Raw genomic sequence first — 17,146 nt, 5'->3', positions numbered from 1 at the left:
GGAGAGTGACCGGAGTGACCACCGCGCAGGTTGAACATCAGCTGATCAGGGCGAAGGACCTGAGCCGGGAGCAGAATTACGAACACTGGCGGGCCGGGGTCTCCAGCCTGTTCGAAGCGGTTCCGGCGACGGATGATCTCGACGGGTTTTCGGCGGATCTCGAGAGCTACAATCTGGGGCGCTTTCTCATCGGCAAGTCCTCCGCCAGCGCCCAGCGGTTTCACCGTTCGAACGAACTCGTCGCGGCTTCCGGCGTCGATCACCTGCTGATCCAGCTCTACCTCAAGGGCGAGTGCGCCTACAACGCCGACGGCGGCATCGCGAAGGGCGGTGCCGGCGATATCGTCTGTTTCGACCTCAGCCGGCCGATGCGCAGCCAGACGACCGACATGGACATTCTCAGCCTGATCCTGCCGCGCGCCATGATCCGGCTCATGCCCGATGCGATCGACGATGTGCATGGGGCCCGGGTCGACGGCAATTCGACGCTGGGGGTGCTGCTGGGCGAGCACATGATGTCGCTTGCCCGGGTCGCGCCGCGTCTCGATGCAGCGGACGGGCTGCTGGCCGCGGAAGCCGCCTCGATCCTCGTCTCGGCCGGACTGTCATCGGCGGTGGCAGCCGAGCGCAGTGCGCTGACGGATACCAATCTTCAGACCATCCAGGTCTATATCGAGCGCAACCTGTCGAACCCCGGCCTTTCGACGGAGATGATCATGCGGCAGTTCGGCCTGTCCCGGTCCTCCCTCTACCGCCTGTTCGAACCGCTGGGCGGCGTGGCCGAATATATCCGCGAGCGCCGGCTGAAACTCGCGCAGCTGAAGCTGGCCTCGGTCGGCAATGCCCACGGCGCGGTCGCCAAGCTTGCCTATATCACCGGCTTTCCGAGCAAGACCGCCTTTTCCCGGGCGTTCCAGCAATATTACGGTATCCGCCCGAGCGAGGCGATCCGGGATGCGGAGGCGCGCATTCATCTCAACGGCCGGCTCGGCGCGGACCGCAACAACTGGATGCAGGCCTGGCTCGACAGGCTGCATGTGCGGACCTGAAGGTCCGGCCCGGAGGGTGTCGCCGGATCTCGCCCGGAATTCTCCACCGTCATCACCCGGCTTCGTCCGGGTGATCCAGCGCACGCATGCCACAGCGCGCATTGGATTGCCCGGACGAAGCCGGGCAATGACGACGGTGGGGCATGAGGGGAGGCGCAAGTGCCACAACCCGATATCATTTCCGAACCGGACTCTGAGCGCCCGGCGGAGCCGGAGTGAAGGTGACGTGACCGGGGCGGCGCCTCCCGCGCCATCCCATCCCACAGGACAGCGATAGCATCCCAGGCGCCTTGCGGCCTCTTCCCCTGCCGCCGGACTTGCGGCAGACAGGCCCCCTGTCCACGAGGGACGGGCAGAGGGGAAGCCCACTTGAGCCTTGATGCCTTCAGGCGCTTTCATGCGCAGGTGCAACGCGACGCCGAACTGCAGGCGCTGGCGAGAAACGCGCTGCGGGACGGCGTCGAGGCTCTGGTCGTGCTCGCCCGGCTGAAGGGGTTCGAGTTCACCGAGGACGAGATGATCCTTGGTCTGCTTGAAGCCCCCGATGCGGAGCCCGGCGATCCGCAGGAGAGCTGAAAGGTCGCGCGCCTTGCTTCCTCGCCAATCCCTTCGCTGCGGTGTCTTTGCGCCCGGCCCCCGACACAGGAAACCGGACATGCCTGCAACAGGCCGCGTCCCGCCCGCCCGGGCGACGCCCGATAACCGTTCGTCGCGCGCCCACACGTTTGATGCGGTGGTGGCGACCTCCGCCGCACTGCCCTGGATGACCGGTCCCGCCTTCATTTCCCTCTGGCAGGCGTGCGGTCTCGCGGCGCTCGGCTACCGGGTGGCCTATCTGCTGCCGTGGCTGGGGGAGCGATCGCAGCGCCGGCTCTGGGGCGATCACCGCTTCCCCGATTTTGACGCGCAGGTCGCGTGGCTTGAGCAGGAGGCCCGCGATCTCGCCGGCCTGAGCCTGCCTGAGTGCCGTCCCTACCGGGCCGTCTATTGCCGCCGGCTCGGCTCGGTCGTTCCGCTGCAGGATGTCTTTCGCGCCGCGCCGCCCGCACGTTGTCTCATCGCGAACGAACCGGAACATTTAAGCTGGTATCCGTTGTCGGCGGGGCGGTCGGCGATAGCGGCCGGGCGCACGATCGGGCTGAGCATGACCGACTACGACACCTATATCCGCATGGCGGGACTGCCGATGGGCGGCCCTCTCGCGCGGCATGTCTCCTGGCTGCATGGCGATGCGGTGCGGCGGCGGATCGATGTGCCGCTGAGCCTGTCGCCGGCGTTGACCCTGCCCGGCGTCGAGATGGCGGTGGAACGGGTCACCGGCGTAATGCCGGGATACGCGCGGGCGCCCGCGGTGACGGAGGCCGACCGGGGCGTCTATTTCCTGGGCGCTCTTTTGTGGGAGAAAGGGCTCGCCGATCTCGTGGAGATCGTACGCAGGTCCGCTCTGCCGGTGGACGTGATCGGCGCGGGCCGCGACGAAGCGGCGTTGCGCGCGCTTGCGCTGCAACGCGGTGCCGACCTGCGGTTCAAGGGCCCCGACCGCCGCTTCTGGACGGCCATCGCGCCCTATCGGGTGATGCTGAACCCGTCGCGCAGCGAGGTGCTGTGCACGGCAACGGCCGATGCGCTGGTCGCCGGGCGGCACGTGGTGCTGCCGGACTGTCCGGGAAACCTGCCCTTCCGGGCCTATCCGAACGCCCATTTCTATGACGACCCCGAAGGTGCGGCCGTCGCCTTGCACAAGGCCATGGCGACGCTGCCCGAGATACCGGAAAAGGCGCGGCGGGATTTCGACTGGATGCGGGCCTGTGGGCGACTGGCGGAACTGGGCGGACTAACGTAGGCGGGCGCGCTTCGTTGCTGGACGGACGCCAATTGCCCATCCTTCGAGACGCGCTCTTGCGAGCGCTCCTCAGGATGACGTTTTCGTGTTGTTATTTCAGCGAAATCAACAACAAACACAACGTCATCCTGAGGAGGCGCGTCAGCGCCGTCTCGAAGGATGGGCCACGGCACGAATGCTCGCGATCTACCCTGGCACATGTCGGCTTCATCCCGCCGGCACGCACAGCCGCACCGGCTGGTCGCACAGCCGGATGGTTGCGGGCACGCGGGCGACGATGTCGCCGTCCGCCTGGATCGGCTCGCCGGCGGGGGCGACGATCTCGAGGCTTGCAACGGCGCGCTCCTCGGCGAGCCCCAGCCGGACGAGTTGTCCGCTGGGGATGACCAGAAACCGCAGGAAGACCGACAGCGCCCCGCCCCGGGGAAAGCGGATCAGCTGGAGGTGCGGGCGAAACAGGTCGCAATGGGGCGCCAGCACGAACCGTCCGCCGTAATGCCGTCCGCGACTGAAGATAGCGGTGCCGGCCTCCAGCATCTCGTCGCCGATGCGAAGGCGCAGGTCCGCGCCGCGCCACCGCAACAGCGTGCGGATGACCTCCAGAACATAGGCGGCCTTGCCCAGCCGCGCCTTGACCGGGCGCGGCACGCTTGCCACCACCTGGGCGTCGAGGCCCACGCCCGCCATCATCATGAAGCGCCGGCCGGCGATCTCGCCGGGCAGGACCGAACGCACCCGGCCTGCCGTCAGGGCCTCGACGATGCGCGCGGGCCGGGTGCCGATGCCCAGTTCGTGGGCGAGCACGTTGGCAGTTCCAAGCGGAATGAGCCCGAGTGGCGGCGTGTCGGGACTGACACCCTGCAGCGCGTCGTTGAAGGTTCCGTCGCCGCCGGCGATCGCGATCAGGTCGACGCCCGCCCGCCGGGCCGAGCGGACATGGCCGGCGGCATCCCCCGCTCGCGCCGTCTCCACCACCTCGACCTCGTGTCCCGCCGCGTGCAGCTGTCGCAGCACCTGCGCGAACCGCCTGTGCCGGCGTCGGGCCGCGCGCGGATTGTGGATGACCCGGATCCGCAAACCTGACCTCGTTGGGGGCGCGATGGGCGGGAGGCGATCGAGCGGGTCCGCGCGCATGGCGTCAGGCGGTTCCGGCCGCGGTGCCGCCGATCCGGCGCCGGCCCGCCGCAATCCGGTCGATGATCGCGAGAATGTCCCCCGGCGAGGTGTTGGCGGGGGCAGCGCGATCCGATGCCGGGGCGGCGAGGGCGGCAATGAATTCGCGCCGGAATTCCTCGACCGTGGCGAAGGAGCGACCGAGCCCCGTCTTGCGGACATGGGAGAGGACGGCCGCTTCCTGGGGCAGTGCCAGGCTGCGGTCGAGCAGGGGAGCGAGACCGAGGGCCAGCGCCTCGCTCGTGCAGCCGGGGCCGGGCTTGCCGATGAAGAGATCGCTTGCCGCGAGATAGTCCGCGACCCGGTCCGTGAAGCCGAGGATGAGGTTCGGATACGGCAGGCGAAGGGCGGCGAGCTCCGCTTTCAGCGTCTCGTTGCGTCCGCACAGGAACACCACCTGCGCCTCATGCGGCAGATCCGCCATCGCCCGGGCGAGCGTCACCATGCGCCGGCTGCCCTGGGCTCCGTAGAGCATGGTAACGATCGGCCGTGCCGGATCGAGACCGGCGAGATCGGGGGCGTGCCGCAGCGTGGGGTCGGTGAACTCGGGCCGGATCAGCAAGCCGCCCATCTCGTGCACCCGCCCGTTCAGGCGCTTCAGCCTGCGCGCGGCACGCAGGGCGTCGGCCGTGCCGCAGATAGCGTGATAGTCGCCCCGGTTGGGGAACCAAACGCCGGGCGCAAGCTCCGCCCAGTCGGTGATCATCACCGCCGCCTCGGGAGCGACGCCGGCGCCCTGTGCGCTCTCCAGCCCCGCCCTGTGGCGCTTCAGCGCTTCCAGCATCACGCGGTTGGCGAGCGGCATCACCGACAGGGCGATATCGGGCCGGATCGCATCGAAATGGCGGGCGAGAAGGCGGATGGCGGGCCGCTCGCACAGCAGGTAGTTCGTGCGCAGGGCAGCGTAGAAGAGCCAGCAGCCGAGGCCCGTGCGCCCCTCGCGCAGGATGATCTCGTTGTAGATGTTCTCCCCGCTCAGCCGGCCGAACCGGGAGAACAGGTCGAGATGCGCGATCAACTCCTGATAGGGGTTGAGCAGGGTCACCCGATACCGGCCGGACGCTTCCAGACAGGCCTTGAGGGCAAAGGCGCTGGCCCGGTGGCCACCGCCCGCGTCCGTATAGAGGATGACCACATGCACCGGTACGCTCATGCGCGCTGGTCCGATCCGGGGTCGTTTGGCAGAACCAGATGCGCCCGGGTCATCGGCACGGCGTTGTTGAGACCCTTGGTCAGCAGCAGGTGGAAGAGCTTGTTGTCGCCCCAGCTGAAGGAGGAACTGGCGATCTCCAGATAGAGCCGGAAGCTGCGCACGAAGGTGTCGTCGTAGAGTTCGCGGATCCGATCGATGTTGGCATCGAAGTTGGCGAGCCAGAAGCGCACGGTCGGCGGATAATGTAGCCGCAGGTTTTCCAGATCGATGATGGAGAGCCCGTTGCGGCCGGCGGCGTCGATCATCGTGGTCAGCGGCGAGGCCTGGGTGCCGGGGAAGATGTACTTGTCGATCCAGGGATCGATCGGCCGCTCGATGTCGTTGCCGATGGTGTGGATGAAGGCGAGTCCCTGCGGCTTGAGGATCTGCGAGATGCGCTCGAAGACGGGCGGGATCTGGGCGTTGCCCATGTGCTCGACCATGCCGATGGAGGCGACCTTGTCGTAAAGCCCCTCGGCATTGCGGGCGTCCTCGAGGCGGATCTCGATCCGGTCCGACAATCCCCTCTCCGCGATCCGGGCGAGCGCATAGTCCCGCTGCTCGGCGGAAATGGTGTAGCCGACGCCGGTCACGCCGCGGGTCTGCGCCGCATGGATCAGGAACCCGCCCCAGCCGCAGCCCAGATCCGCGATGTGTTCGCCGGGCTGGAGACAGAGCTTGCGGCAGACCAGCTCCAGCTTGTTGTGCTGCGCCTGTTCCAGTGTCTCGTTGGGCGAGGTGAAATAGGCGCAGGTGTAGATCATCCCCTTGCCGAGCAGGATTTCGTAGAACTCGTTGCCGATGTCATAGGCAAAGGAAATGTTCTCGCGCGACCGGGCGATGGTATTGCGGGCGCGCAGGAAGTGGAAGAACAGCTTGAGGCGCAGCATCAGCGACATCGGCCGCTCGGCGAAGTCGATGGCGAAGCCGAGATAGAACAGCCGCTTGATGTCGCCCTCGACCTCGATCTCGCCCAGCATGTAGCTCTCTCCGAACCCCATGAAGGCGTCGGACAGGACGCGCGTGAGAGCGCGCCTGGTCTTGAAATGCAGGACGAATTCCGGGTCTTCGCCGATACTGAACCCGGTGCCGTCCCAGAAGCGGACGGCAAAGCGCGCATCGGGCTCGGCCGCGGACATGGCCTCGGCCAGCTGCTTGATGATGTCTTTCATTGGATGGCTTTCCAGTCAGGTCCCGGGGAGAGCGGCACCGCGTTTCGGTCCGCGGATCGCGCGCCACAGGGAGATGATGCTGTCCCGGTATTCGGGGACGGTGCGCTTGAGGTGGGCGTGCAGGGCCGGCAGGTTGTGGTAGGGCACGCCCGGATACATGTGGTGCGCCGTGTGGAAGCGGAATCCGACCGGCTGGACGACCAGGGCGAAGGGGGATTCGATCGTGAAGCTGTCGATCATCTGCTCGCGCCGGCCGGAGACCTCGCTGAGGCGTTCCAGCTCGTGTTCAAGCGGAATGCGCGCCGTGAGGAGCGCCCAGCCGGCGACCAGAACGGCGTAGTAGAAGGGCAGGATTTCCGGCATCAGCACGAGCGTGGCCGCAAGCAGCAGCAGGGTCACGCGCGCATGCAGGCTCACCTGCGCCTGTTCCTCTCCGCTCAGCGGTGAACTCAGCGAAAAGCCGAAGCGGCGCATGGCCCAGCGATCGAGCGCCTGCTCCGCGCGGAAGGCTCCGGCCGCCGCGGTCAGCGTCATGAGAAGATTGGTGAACGGCACGATGAACGGGATCACCACAAGCAGCATCACCATGGCGACCGGATTGCTGCGCAGCAGCGGATATTGCGGATCCTCGGCCGTTCCGAAGACGCCGAGCCGGTGATGGGCGAGATGCGGCACCTCGAAGCGCAGCGGCGGCACCATCACGATCAGCGCGACGGTCCAGGTGTAGAGGTGGCGGAAGGGCCTCAGCGCCGCGTCCCGGATATGGACGATCTCGTGACAGAACAGGCCCGCGCGATGCAGGCCGGCAGCGGCGATGAGCCAGGGCACGATCACCTTCGGCCAGGAGGCGTTGACGCCCCAGACCATGGCGATCAGGAAGATGGCGAAGTAGAAGCCGAAGTCGCGATAGTAGATGAGGGGGCGGGGGGCGAAGTATGCTCGATCGATCATGGTTTCAACCTGTGGCAGCGCGCCCGCTGCGGCTTCCTGCGGGGAGGGGCTACAGAAGTCCCGTACTGAAGGCCGCCACACCCATCATGTAGTGGATAAGAACAACGCCGGCGATATTCTGATGGCGGATGTATATCCAGCCGAAGACGCAGCCCGTCGCAATGGTCATCAGCACGGCTGGTATCCCAAAATGCAGATGAAACATCCCAAACAGCACGGCGGCGAGCACAACCGACCGCCAGCCGCGTTTGTCGTTGAGGAACCGCTGGAACGAGGTCTGCAGGAAGCCGCGCGCGATCACCTCCTGCAGTGCGCTGTGGAGGAAGTAGCCGGCACTGCCCCACGGATCGAAGGGCACCACCTTGCCGGGCAAAACCCCGAAATGCCGCAACGCGGTCGCGACTGCGAAGGTCACGAGGCACAGCCACGCCGAAATCAGCGCCCCTTCGCGCAGAGACCGCCCAAGGCCCACCCGCGTCAGTCCCAGATCGGACAGCGGGATCTTCATGTGCCAGATGATGGCGAGGCTCGGCACCAGCAGCACCGCAAGATACTGCCAGGCGAAGACGGCGGTATAGATGTCGACATTGGTGAAGGTGCGGGCGAGCAGATTGTTCACCAGTGTGCCGATCGACATCATGATCAGCGAATAGACGAAGAACTTGCCGAAGTGCTGCTGTTCGGCGCGCAGCTTCAACTCCCGCTGGAGTGCCGCGACATGCTCCTGGTTGGCCGCGCGCATGCGCCTGGTCACCAGCGAGGCGAGCTCGCCCTTGAATTCGGACAACCGGAAGGCGCCCTCGGGCTGGTTGCGCAGGGCCTCCGGATCGATCTCCACGAGGCTGCCTGAGGTCTCCGCCCGCACCGACGCCGAGCGCGGCTCGCCGTCGAGAAGCGCCATTTCGCCGAAGGCCTGCCCGGCCGCGACGACCGCGACCCGGTGATCGGTGGTTCCGCCCGGCTCGTGCCGGTAGATCCCGTAGGTGCCGTCGACCACGAGATAGAGCATCGTGCCGCGTGCGCCTTCCGCAAGCACCTCCTCGCCTTGCGCGACCTGCCTGAGCCTGCTGGCCTCGGCAACGGCGTGGCGGACGGAGGGAGGCATGTCGGCGCAAAAGGCGGACAGGACGCCTGCCGCCCGATCGGAAAGAGGCTCCCGGGCGCTCATTGCGCTCCTCCCCGGCTCGATCGGAAGGAGCGTCCGCCGAGATAGAGCAGGACGACGATGGGCATCAGCAGCACGTGATAGCTGGCATAGAGGCCGAGCCCCCCGAAGCCTTCGCTGCCGAGCGGGATCATGGCGGAGACGGCAAGGGTCAGGACGATGCCGGCCAGCATCGCGCCGGCGTGGCGCTCGCGGCGCAGATGCGCGGCGCTGAAACCGGCCAGAAGCAGAAGTCCGAGCGAGTAGTAGAGGATCACGGACAGGAAATCGTCCGAGGTCAGGATCCGCGAAAGCGGCCATGCGGCGGCAAGGGCGCCGAGACCGATCAGCGCCCACCGGGCCTTGCCGGCGAGATACTGGGTGGCGGTGGCGCAGATCATCGCCAGGCTGCCGGCAACGATCACCACGCGGGTCGCCACGACCATTGGCCGGTGCCCCTCATGTCCGATCGCCTCGAAGAAGCCGTGATCGATGGCGCCGAGCATCGAGGCCAGGCCGATCAGGGCGAGCGTGAGGCTCCAGATCCAGGCGGGCGAGAATGCGCGCACCTCGGGCCGCAGGCTCAGCCCGGCGAGGAAGAAGAGTTCGCAGGCAAGCATCACGTCCGTGAGGGCGGAGAGGGCGAGATCAGACAGCAACGGCAACCTCCCTTGAAAGACCCAAGACCGGCATGCGGGGGCCCGGGTTTCGGGCAGCCGTGGTTGTGGCAGCCGGAGGCGGGAAAGGCGGCCGGAAGCTCAGGACGCATCGCATGAGCACATCCACTCCCAGGTTTCGGCCAGCCCCTGTTCGAGCCCGATGCGCGGCGTCCAGCCAAGGGTTGCCTGCGCCTTTGCGATGTCGAGAACGACGCGCGGCACGTCGAAGCCGCGCCCCGGGCGGTGCGTCGGGCTGACGGGCCTGCCCACCGTCTGCCGGATGTGGCCGATCAGCTCGCTGATCGAGGTTCCCCGGCCGCTGCCGGCGTTGAAGCAGCCGGAGACGGATGCGCCGAGCGCGCGATGGCACAGGTCGGCGATGTCGCGAACGTGCAGGAAGTCGCGCACCACCGAGCCGTCGCCCCAGACCTCGATCGGCCGGTCGCGGTTCAGGTTGTGAAGATAGGTGCCGATGACGCCCTGCAGGCCGATCCGGCCCTGACGCGGCCCGTAAAGATTGGCCGCTCGCAGGACGATGACCTGCAGCCCGTGAAGGTGCCGCTCCATGTGGAGATAGTGCTCCATCGCCGCCTTCACGATGCCGTAGGAGCAGATCGGCCGGAGAGGATGGATTTCGGGCACCGGGTCCGCCGTGGGGATGCCGTAGACCGTTCCGCCGGAGGACAGGAACACCAGCTTGCGCGGCCCGTTCTCGCGCATGGCCGAGATGAGCCGGACCAGGGGGACCAGATTGCCGGAGATGTCGGCGACCGGATCGAGGTTGGAGGAGGAGGGAACGGTGGTGCTCGCCAGATGCACGACCGCATCGGCATCGGCGAGCAGGTCCGCCAGGCACGGGTGGTCGCCAAGATCGCCGCGGACGTAGTCCACGTTCGGCAGCGGCGCACGGTAGGTTTCCGGTGCCCGGTCCAGGACCCGCACGCGCAGACCCGCGGCCAGACACCTGTCCACCACATGGGACCCGACGAACCCGCACCCGCCAATGATCAAGACCCGCACGACGTTCCTTCCAAGCCACCCGGCCAAGCCACCCGGACAAGCCATCTGAAGGGAGGCCGGTCACACGCCGGGCGCAAGCAATAGTCGAAGACGCGCGCGAGGAAACGGCGCAGCGCGGCTCTGGGATGAAACGGCAGGAGACTGGGACGAAAGCGCGCCTGTTGCCCGCCGCCTCTGCTCATTTGCCACGTTCACGCCCTGTTGCGAGGGCGCGCTTGCCGGCTGTGAGCTGTGTCGCCCTGTCTGACGACCTGCCCCGGGTCCGCGCGGCCGGAGAACATCGTTTTCGGCCCTGCGACAATATTTTCGGAATTCTACTTTCAGGAATATTTCGAAAATTTTGGATGTTCGAAAATATTCGCCGTCTTCCGCATTTAAAACGCATGATTCTTCATGCGGTTGCGTTGCGGTTGTCGGCAATCGGACAACAAGATCGCAAGCTCTGTCCGCTGGCTGACAGACATCGACGTGGTCTGAGCGCATCTTCCCCGGGATTGCTGCGGAAATCCGTTGTTTCCGCTGGAGATCCACCTGGATCACTTCATAGGGGAGATGGCCGTGTTCGCGATGACGACCCTGGATCCGATGTCACTTGCCTGGATGGGCGCGGTATTCCTGCTGTTCGGGGAAATCGCCGCCCTTCTCAGTATTGCCCATCCGGTTCGCGTTCTGATCGTCTCGACGGTCGCCGAACTCGGCTATGTTCTCATCGGTCTCGGCGTGGGAGGGGCTGCGGGAGAAACCGGCGCCTTCATGCATATCGGCTTCCAGCTGGCCATGCGCGGGCTGGTGGTTTTTGCCGGATGGATGCTGATCCTCAGGGTGGGCTCGACCCGCCTGGAGGATCTGGCGGGAAGCGGCCGGCGCATGCCGGTCACCGCCACGTTGTTCGGCTTCGGCATGTTCTCGGTGATGGGGCTTTCCCCCTTCAAGGGAACCTACTCCAAGTTCCTGATCCTCTATGCGGCCATCGAACAGGGCCACTGGGCGATCGCTGCGGTGGGGACCGTCGCCTCGATCGTTGCGGCCGTCTACTACATGGTCCTGATCCAGCGGATCTGCTTCGAGGCCCCGGCCCGGCGCATCGCCTTGCGGCCCGTGCCGAAGGGCCTGATGGCGATCACCTCGGTGCTGGCGGTCGCGGCCGCGGCCATGAGCCTCTTCCCTGCCCCGCTCCAGACGCTGGCCGAAACCCTTGCGGGTGTCGTCGGCGGCGCGGGCGTGCCGCACTTTGAATCCCCCTGGTCGCCGCTGGTGCTCGTTCCCTATATCGGCGGCTTCGCGCTCTACGCGCTCGGCCGGTTCTCGCCCCGGGCGCGCGATGCGGGCGCGGTCGTCCTGGCGCTTTCCACCTTCGCGCTTGTCTTCGCGAGCCCGGATCTCGACCCGACCTCGCGGCTCTTCGCGCTGGTCTTTGCCGGCATCATCTGCGTGATGGTGATCTATTCGATCGGCTACATGGCCAAGGTTGAATGGGGCAACCGCTATTACTTCTTCACCTTCCTGATGACCGGCTCGATGCTGGGCCTGACCACGGCGCGCGAGTTCGGCGACTTCTACGTCTTCTGGGAGCTGATGACCTGGACCTCCTACTTCCTGGTCATCCACGAACAGACGCGCAAGGCGCTCAACGCCGGCCTGATCTACTTTCTGATGTGCGCGAGCGGGGCCTACGTGATGCATTTCGGCATCCTGATGGCCCATGCGGAGGTCGGATCCTTCGCCTTCTCCGCGATCGCGCAAAACGTCGACGCGATCGCGCCGGGCATCGGGCTCGCGATCATGGCCTGCCTGTTCGTTGGCTTTGCCGTGAAGGCCGGTCTCGTGCCTTTCCACGCCTGGCTGCCGATCGCCCATCCGCAGGCACCGTCCTCGGCCTCCGGTCCGCTGTCGAGCATCCTGACCAAGGCCGGCATGCTCGGCATCGTCAAGATCCTGTTCGGCGTGTTCGGGCTGGGCGCCCTGACCCGCTTCGCCGTAGCCGGCGTGGACCTTCGCACCGTGCTGCTCGGGCTCGGTTGCGTGACGCTGCTCTACGGCGAGATACAGGCCCTGCGGCAGCGCGAGCTGAAGCGCATGCTGGCCTATTCCACGCTGGCGCAGGTGGGCGAGATCGCCGCTATCCTTGGCCTCGGCACGGCGCTTGCCACCGATGCGGCGCTGCTGCACGTCACCAACCACGCGCTCATGAAGACGCTGCTCTTCTATGCCGCCGGCGCCTTCATCCTGCGCACCGGCCTGCGCTACATCGACGACCTCGCGGGCCTCGGCCGGGTCATGCCCTTCACCGCCGGCGTCTATGCGCTGGCAAGCGTCGCCATCATGGGGCTGCCGCCGTTCTCCGGCTTCATCTCCAAGTTCCTGATGATCTATGCCGCCGCCATGGCCGGATCCTATCTGGTCGCCGGCATCCTGCTCGCCGGCAGCGTCATCGGCGTCGTCTACTACACCCGGGTCATCTCCACGCTCTTCTTCAAGCCCTACACGGGCCAGACGAGCGTTGGGCAGGCGGCCGTCAGGGAGGCGCCCGCCTCCATGCTGGTCGCCATGGGCGTGCTGGCCGCGCTGATCGTGGTCGGCGGCATCGCGCCCCAGTTTCAGCTCGCCCTCGTGGCGCCGGTGGGCGATGCGATCGCCGCGCGCTCCGGTCTCGCCCCGGCGGTGTTGCCCGACCTGATCATGGCATGGCCGGCAAGTGCGGCCCTGACGATGATCGGTGCCATCGCGGTCTTGTTCGTGGGGCGGTTCTCCGTTCCCTGGTCCGGGCGTCTGGCGGTGGCGGTGCCGGTTGCCGCAATTGTCGCCGTGCTGGCGCAGTCCGGCCGCTATGACCTCCTGTCGCTCAGCTTTGCGCTTCTGATCGCCGGCGTTGGCGCGCTCAACATGCTGCACGCGACTTCCTACCTCGCCCACAACCACGCCCAGCCGCGCTTCTACGCCGTTTTCCTGGTGATGATCGCGGGCCTTCTGGGCATGACGGCCGCGCCCGATCTCTTCAACTTCTTCGCCTTCTGGGAGCTGATGAGCGCCTGGGCGCTGTGGGCGGCGATCATTCACGAGGAGACCGACGAGGCGCGGCGGGAAGGCTTCAAGTACTTCCTGTTCAACACCGTCGGCGCGTCCTTCCTGTTCCTCGGTGTGACGATGCTCGCGGCCAAGGCCGGCACCTTCGAATTCGCCGGTCTCAAGGCGGCGCTCGCAAGCCTGCCGGTGGCCGTGATCCTGCCGCCGATCGCCCTGGTCCTGCTGGGCCTCGTGATGAAAGCGGCCATGCTGCCGGCGCGCATCGACTACCAGATGCACCCCGCCGCCGCACCGACGCCCGTCTCCGGCTACATCTCCGCGGTGCTGCTGAAGTCCGGCCCCTGGGCGATCCTGAAGCTGTTCGTGGTCTTCGGCGGGGCAGGGCTGTTCGTCCGCCTTGGCGGCCAGATCGGGGGCGAGATCGGCGGGCAACCGGCGATCCTGACCGTGATCTCCGTGATCGCGGGCATCACCATGGTCTATGCGGGCGCCATGGCGGTCGTGCAGAACAGCATCAAGCTGGTGCTGATCTACTCGACGGTCTGCCAGCTCGGCTACGTGCTGCTGGCGCTGTCCTTCGGCACCTCGCTGGGGGTTGCCGCCGGGCTCATGCACTTCGTCAACCACATGCTGCTCAAGGACACGCTGTTTCTGGTGGCCGGTGCGGTGATGGTGCGCACCCATGCGACCCTGCTCGACGAGCTGGGCGGGCTTGGCAAGCGCATGCCCATCACGTTCGGCATCTTCCTGTTCGCCGGACTGTCGCTCTCCGGGCTGCCGCCGCTCAACGGCTTCGCCTCCAAGTGGATGATCTTCGAGGCGGCCTTCAGCTCGGGCCACTGGCTGCTCGGCGCCGCCGCGATGATCTCGTCCATGTTCACGCTGGCCGCCGTCTTGAAGTTCGCGCACGCCGCCTTCATGGGCCAGCCGACCGCCAAGGCACTCGACGCCAGCGAGGCACCCGCCCCGATGCTGGTCGCCATGGGCGTGCTGGTTGTGGCAAGCCTCGCCGTCGGCCTGATGCCCGGCCTGCTGCTGGTGCCCATCGCCGCCATCGAGGCTCAGCTTGGCCTGACGCCGATCGCGGCCACCCTGACCGGTCCCTTGCCCGGCCTGGACGGCTGGAGCCCGACCATCCTCACCCTGCTGATGCTCGTCCTCGGCCTGCTGCTGGTGCCCTGGCTGCGGCTTGGACGCAGCGCCGGCGTGGTGCGCGGCCCGGCCCACCTGTGCGGCGTCGCCGATCTCAGCGCCGACCGGGAGCGTCTTCCCGCGGCCGAACTCTTCGAAAGCCCCAACGGGGTCATCAAGACCCTGCTTCTTCCCGGCAATCCGGGTCCCGGTAAACGGATCTGAGGGAGACCAAGACCATGTCCACCCAAGTCGCCGTCGTTCTCTCCGTCCTGCTCTTTCCCGGAGGCCTGTTCGCCCTGACGCTGGGGCTCGCCCTTAAGGGAATGGACCGGCGCGTCGCCGCCCGGCTTCAGGGCCGGGTGGGACCGCCCCTGACCCAGCCTTTCATCGATCTGGTGAAGCTCGCCTTCAAGCGCACCATGGTGCCCACCACCGCCTGCGAGCCGGTGTTCCTCGGCGCACCTCTGGTCGGTGTCGTCTCCATGCTGACGGCCGCCGCTCTGGTGCCGATCTCCGGGCTCTATACGCCCGAACCGGTCCTCGGCAACCTGCTGGTGGTGCTCTACCTGCTGGTCGTGCCCGGCGTGGTGCTGATGGTGGCGGGCTCGTCCTCCTCCTCGCCCTACGGCGCCATCGGCTTCTCCCGCGAGATGGTGCTGATGCTCGCCTATGAGGGCCCCATCGTGCTGGTCGCGGCCGCCGTGGCCCTGCGCGTCGGCATGGCGGAGGGCCACATCGCGACCTTCTCGCTCGCCGAGATCGTCGCCTACCAGCGCACCCACGGCATGTTTCTGCTGGACCCGGTGATGTGGCCGGCGGTCGGCGCCTTCTGCCTGTTCTTCCCGGCCAATCTCGGCATCGTGCCCTTCGACATCCCGGAAGCCGAGACGGAGGTGCTGGAAGGCCCGGTGCTCGAATATTCCGGTCCGGCGCTGGGGCTCTTCAAGGTCATGTCCGCGCTTAAAGCGGTGGTCGTGCTGGGCCTTGGCATCGCGCTCTTCGCCCCGCTCGATCTGACCGGCGCGCCGGCTTTCCTCGGCTGGCTGGCGGAGATCGTCGTCCTCATGGTGCTGGGCGTCACTGCGGTGCGCCTGTCCGCCGGGCGGATGCGGATCGACCAGGCCTTTTCCTTCTTCTTCAAGTGGCCGCTGCTGCTGTCTGCAGCCAGCGTCGCCGCGATCGCGCTCGCGTGAGCGGGGAGGTTCCGATGACCATGCTCCAGAAATTCAAGGACATCGCGGTGCGCTCGCCGTGGATCTACCGGATCAACGCCGGCTCCTGCAACGGCTGCGACGTGGAGATGGCGACCACCGCGCTGATCCCGCGCTACGACGTGGAAAGGCTGGGATGCCAGTACTGCGGCAGCCCACGGCATGCGGACATCGTGCTGATTTCCGGCCCGCTGACCCGCCATGTGGTGGACGCGGCCAGGCGGGTCTTCGACGAGATCCCCGATCCCAAGGTCACCGTGGCCGTGGGCGTTTGCCCGATCTCCGGCGGCATCTTCCGCGAGAGCTACGCGGTGCTCGCCCCCATCGACGACTACTTCCCCATCGACGTCAACGTGCCCGGCTGTCCGCCGCGCCCGCAGGCGATCATCGAGGGCATCGCGCAGGCCATCCAGGTCTGGCGCCAGAGGCTGTGAGGACGAGACCATGAATTTCCTGAGCCTGTTCGTCCGAAACCTCCTGCACGGTCCCTACACGGACCCCTTTCCCTTCGCCCCCGCCCCCACGGCGGCGCGCTTCCGGGGAAAGGTGGCCTTCGATCCGGAGACCTGCGAGGCCTGCCGCAAGTGCGAGCGCGCCTGCCCCACGGGCGCCATCCGCTTCGAGCGCACGCCCGAGGGCATGACCTTCGACTGCTGGCACGACACCTGCGTCTTCTGCGGCAACTGCGTCTTCCATTGTCCGACCGGCGCGATCGAGCAGACCGGCGACTGGCACCTCGCCCATCTGCAGGCCGAGAAGTACCGGCAGGTCGAGCACGGTCTGATCCCCGCCATCGTCTGTTCCTCGTGCGGCGGCAAGGGTTTGGACAGCGCGCCTGCGATCGCGAAGATCAAGCCCCCCCTATCACCCGATGAAGCCAAGGAACTCAGGTCTCTGTGCCCCAAGTGCCGGGCCAAGTTCCTCAAGCAGAGGAGGCAGAGCGCATGACCCGTCTTGCGCCTGATTTCGAAAAGACCCTGCGCGACGCCGCTGCCGGCGATCTCGCCATCACCACCACGACGGATGCCCACGGGGTGTCGGTGGTGTGGTGCGAACTGGCCAGGAACACGGACCTCGTGGCCGTCGCATCCCGTCTGCGGGCTTTCGAGGCACGCCTCGCCATGATCACCGCCTCCCAGCCAAAGGCGCCCGAGGAAGAGGAGGACGAGCAGGACGAGGAAAACAGCGAAGCCGGCGATGTCATGGTCAGGGCAACGCCCGTGACCTTCGGCGGCACGCCGCTCGACGGCACCTCCTACGAAGTCATCTACCACTTCATCCTCGCCGACGAGGCGGTCAACCTGATCGCCCATGCGCCCGCCAACGGCTCGCTCGCTTCGCTGACGCCGCTGTTCCGGCCCGCCGACTGGCCCGAGCGGGAGATCATGGAGCTCTACGGCCTGACCTTCACCGGCCACCCCGATCCGCGCCGGCTTTTCCTCGACAACTCCATCGAACCCTCCGTTTTCGAACGGCTCATCCCGTTTTCAACGCTGGTGAATGCGGCAAGCACGGACGACCTTTGGAAGAAGGTCCACGCCGCCGCGAAAGCCACAGCGATAGAAGGTGAGTGA

Annotated in this window: 15 protein-coding genes; 8 read left to right on the top strand and 7 right to left on the bottom strand. The window is 66.8% G+C overall.

Annotated features, from left to right (window positions below; genetic code table 11):
- The first annotated feature begins 14 nt into the window (after window positions 1-14).
- The 3 genes from V2L18_RS09835 to V2L18_RS09825 all read left to right on the top strand — a co-directional run bounded on the left by V2L18_RS09835 (window position 15) and on the right by V2L18_RS09825 (window position 2,892).
- The gene (locus V2L18_RS09835) at window positions 15-1,049 is read left to right on the top strand and encodes a helix-turn-helix domain-containing protein (protein ID WP_336178056.1); all 1,035 of its coding nucleotides are present in this window, start codon (window positions 15-17) and stop codon (window positions 1,047-1,049) included.
- A gap of 369 nt (window positions 1,050-1,418) precedes the next feature.
- Window positions 1,419-1,625: a Nif11-like leader peptide family natural product precursor gene (locus tag V2L18_RS09830; RefSeq protein WP_336178055.1), complete on the top strand. Its 207-nt coding sequence runs from the start codon at window positions 1,419-1,421 to the stop codon at window positions 1,623-1,625.
- A 79-nt stretch (window positions 1,626-1,704) separates the two neighbouring features.
- The gene (locus V2L18_RS09825) at window positions 1,705-2,892 is read left to right on the top strand and encodes a hypothetical protein (protein WP_336178054.1); all 1,188 of its coding nucleotides are present in this window, start codon (window positions 1,705-1,707) and stop codon (window positions 2,890-2,892) included.
- A 207-nt stretch (window positions 2,893-3,099) separates the two neighbouring features.
- On the opposite strand, the gene V2L18_RS09820 is transcribed toward V2L18_RS09825, so the two are convergent.
- The 7 genes from V2L18_RS09820 to V2L18_RS09790 all read right to left on the bottom strand — a co-directional run bounded on the left by V2L18_RS09820 (window position 3,100) and on the right by V2L18_RS09790 (window position 10,203).
- Window positions 3,100-4,026: a YegS/Rv2252/BmrU family lipid kinase gene (locus V2L18_RS09820; protein WP_336178053.1), complete on the bottom strand. Its 927-nt coding sequence runs from the start codon at window positions 4,024-4,026 to the stop codon at window positions 3,100-3,102.
- A 4-nt stretch (window positions 4,027-4,030) separates the two neighbouring features.
- Entirely contained in the window at window positions 4,031-5,218 is a 1,188-nt protein-coding gene (locus tag V2L18_RS09815) for a glycosyltransferase (RefSeq protein ID WP_336178052.1), read from the bottom strand.
- Window positions 5,215-6,429, bottom strand: a complete 1,215-nt coding sequence (locus V2L18_RS09810; protein ID WP_336178051.1) for a cyclopropane-fatty-acyl-phospholipid synthase family protein — start codon at window positions 6,427-6,429, stop codon at window positions 5,215-5,217. The genes V2L18_RS09815 and V2L18_RS09810 overlap by 4 nt, the downstream gene beginning before the upstream one ends.
- Window positions 6,430-6,444: 15 nt before the next feature.
- The gene (locus V2L18_RS09805; RefSeq protein ID WP_336178050.1) at window positions 6,445-7,380 is read right to left on the bottom strand and encodes a fatty acid desaturase; all 936 of its coding nucleotides are present in this window, start codon (window positions 7,378-7,380) and stop codon (window positions 6,445-6,447) included.
- A 49-nt stretch (window positions 7,381-7,429) separates the two neighbouring features.
- Entirely contained in the window at window positions 7,430-8,548 is a 1,119-nt protein-coding gene (locus V2L18_RS09800) for a cyclic nucleotide-binding domain-containing protein (RefSeq protein ID WP_336178049.1), read from the bottom strand.
- On the bottom strand, window positions 8,545-9,183 hold the full coding sequence (locus tag V2L18_RS09795; RefSeq protein ID WP_336178048.1) for a hypothetical protein: 639 nt from the start codon (window positions 9,181-9,183) through the stop codon (window positions 8,545-8,547). The genes V2L18_RS09800 and V2L18_RS09795 overlap by 4 nt, the downstream gene beginning before the upstream one ends.
- Before the next feature lie 99 nt (window positions 9,184-9,282).
- Window positions 9,283-10,203, bottom strand: a complete 921-nt coding sequence (locus V2L18_RS09790; protein WP_336178047.1) for an NAD-dependent epimerase/dehydratase family protein — start codon at window positions 10,201-10,203, stop codon at window positions 9,283-9,285.
- Window positions 10,204-10,770: 567 nt separating this feature from the next.
- Between V2L18_RS09790 and V2L18_RS09785 the strand changes: the two genes are divergently transcribed.
- Genes V2L18_RS09785 through V2L18_RS09765 form a run of 5 tightly spaced genes read left to right on the top strand, consistent with a single transcriptional unit; the run spans window position 10,771 to window position 17,146 of the window.
- Window positions 10,771-14,583 carry a proton-conducting transporter membrane subunit gene (locus tag V2L18_RS09785; protein ID WP_336178046.1) on the top strand — a complete coding sequence of 1,271 codons (3,813 nt, stop codon included), beginning with the start codon at window positions 10,771-10,773 and terminating at the stop codon, window positions 14,581-14,583.
- Window positions 14,584-14,597: 14 nt separating this feature from the next.
- Entirely contained in the window at window positions 14,598-15,554 is a 957-nt protein-coding gene (locus V2L18_RS09780) for a complex I subunit 1 family protein (protein WP_336178045.1), read from the top strand.
- Entirely contained in the window at window positions 15,503-16,006 is a 504-nt protein-coding gene (nuoB, locus tag V2L18_RS09775; RefSeq protein ID WP_336178044.1) for an NADH-quinone oxidoreductase subunit NuoB, read from the top strand. Before V2L18_RS09780 ends, nuoB begins: the two co-directional genes overlap by 52 nt.
- 10 nt (window positions 16,007-16,016) lie before the next feature.
- On the top strand, window positions 16,017-16,520 hold the full coding sequence (locus tag V2L18_RS09770; RefSeq protein WP_336178043.1) for a 4Fe-4S dicluster domain-containing protein: 504 nt from the start codon (window positions 16,017-16,019) through the stop codon (window positions 16,518-16,520).
- Entirely contained in the window at window positions 16,517-17,146 is a 630-nt protein-coding gene (locus V2L18_RS09765) for an NADH-quinone oxidoreductase subunit C (RefSeq protein ID WP_336178042.1), read from the top strand. The genes V2L18_RS09770 and V2L18_RS09765 overlap by 4 nt, the downstream gene beginning before the upstream one ends.

Source organism: Breoghania sp. JC706, assembly GCF_037026715.1.
Taxonomy (GTDB): domain Bacteria; phylum Pseudomonadota; class Alphaproteobacteria; order Rhizobiales; family Stappiaceae; genus Breoghania.
This window is presented reverse-complemented; position numbering and strand designations above follow the sequence as displayed.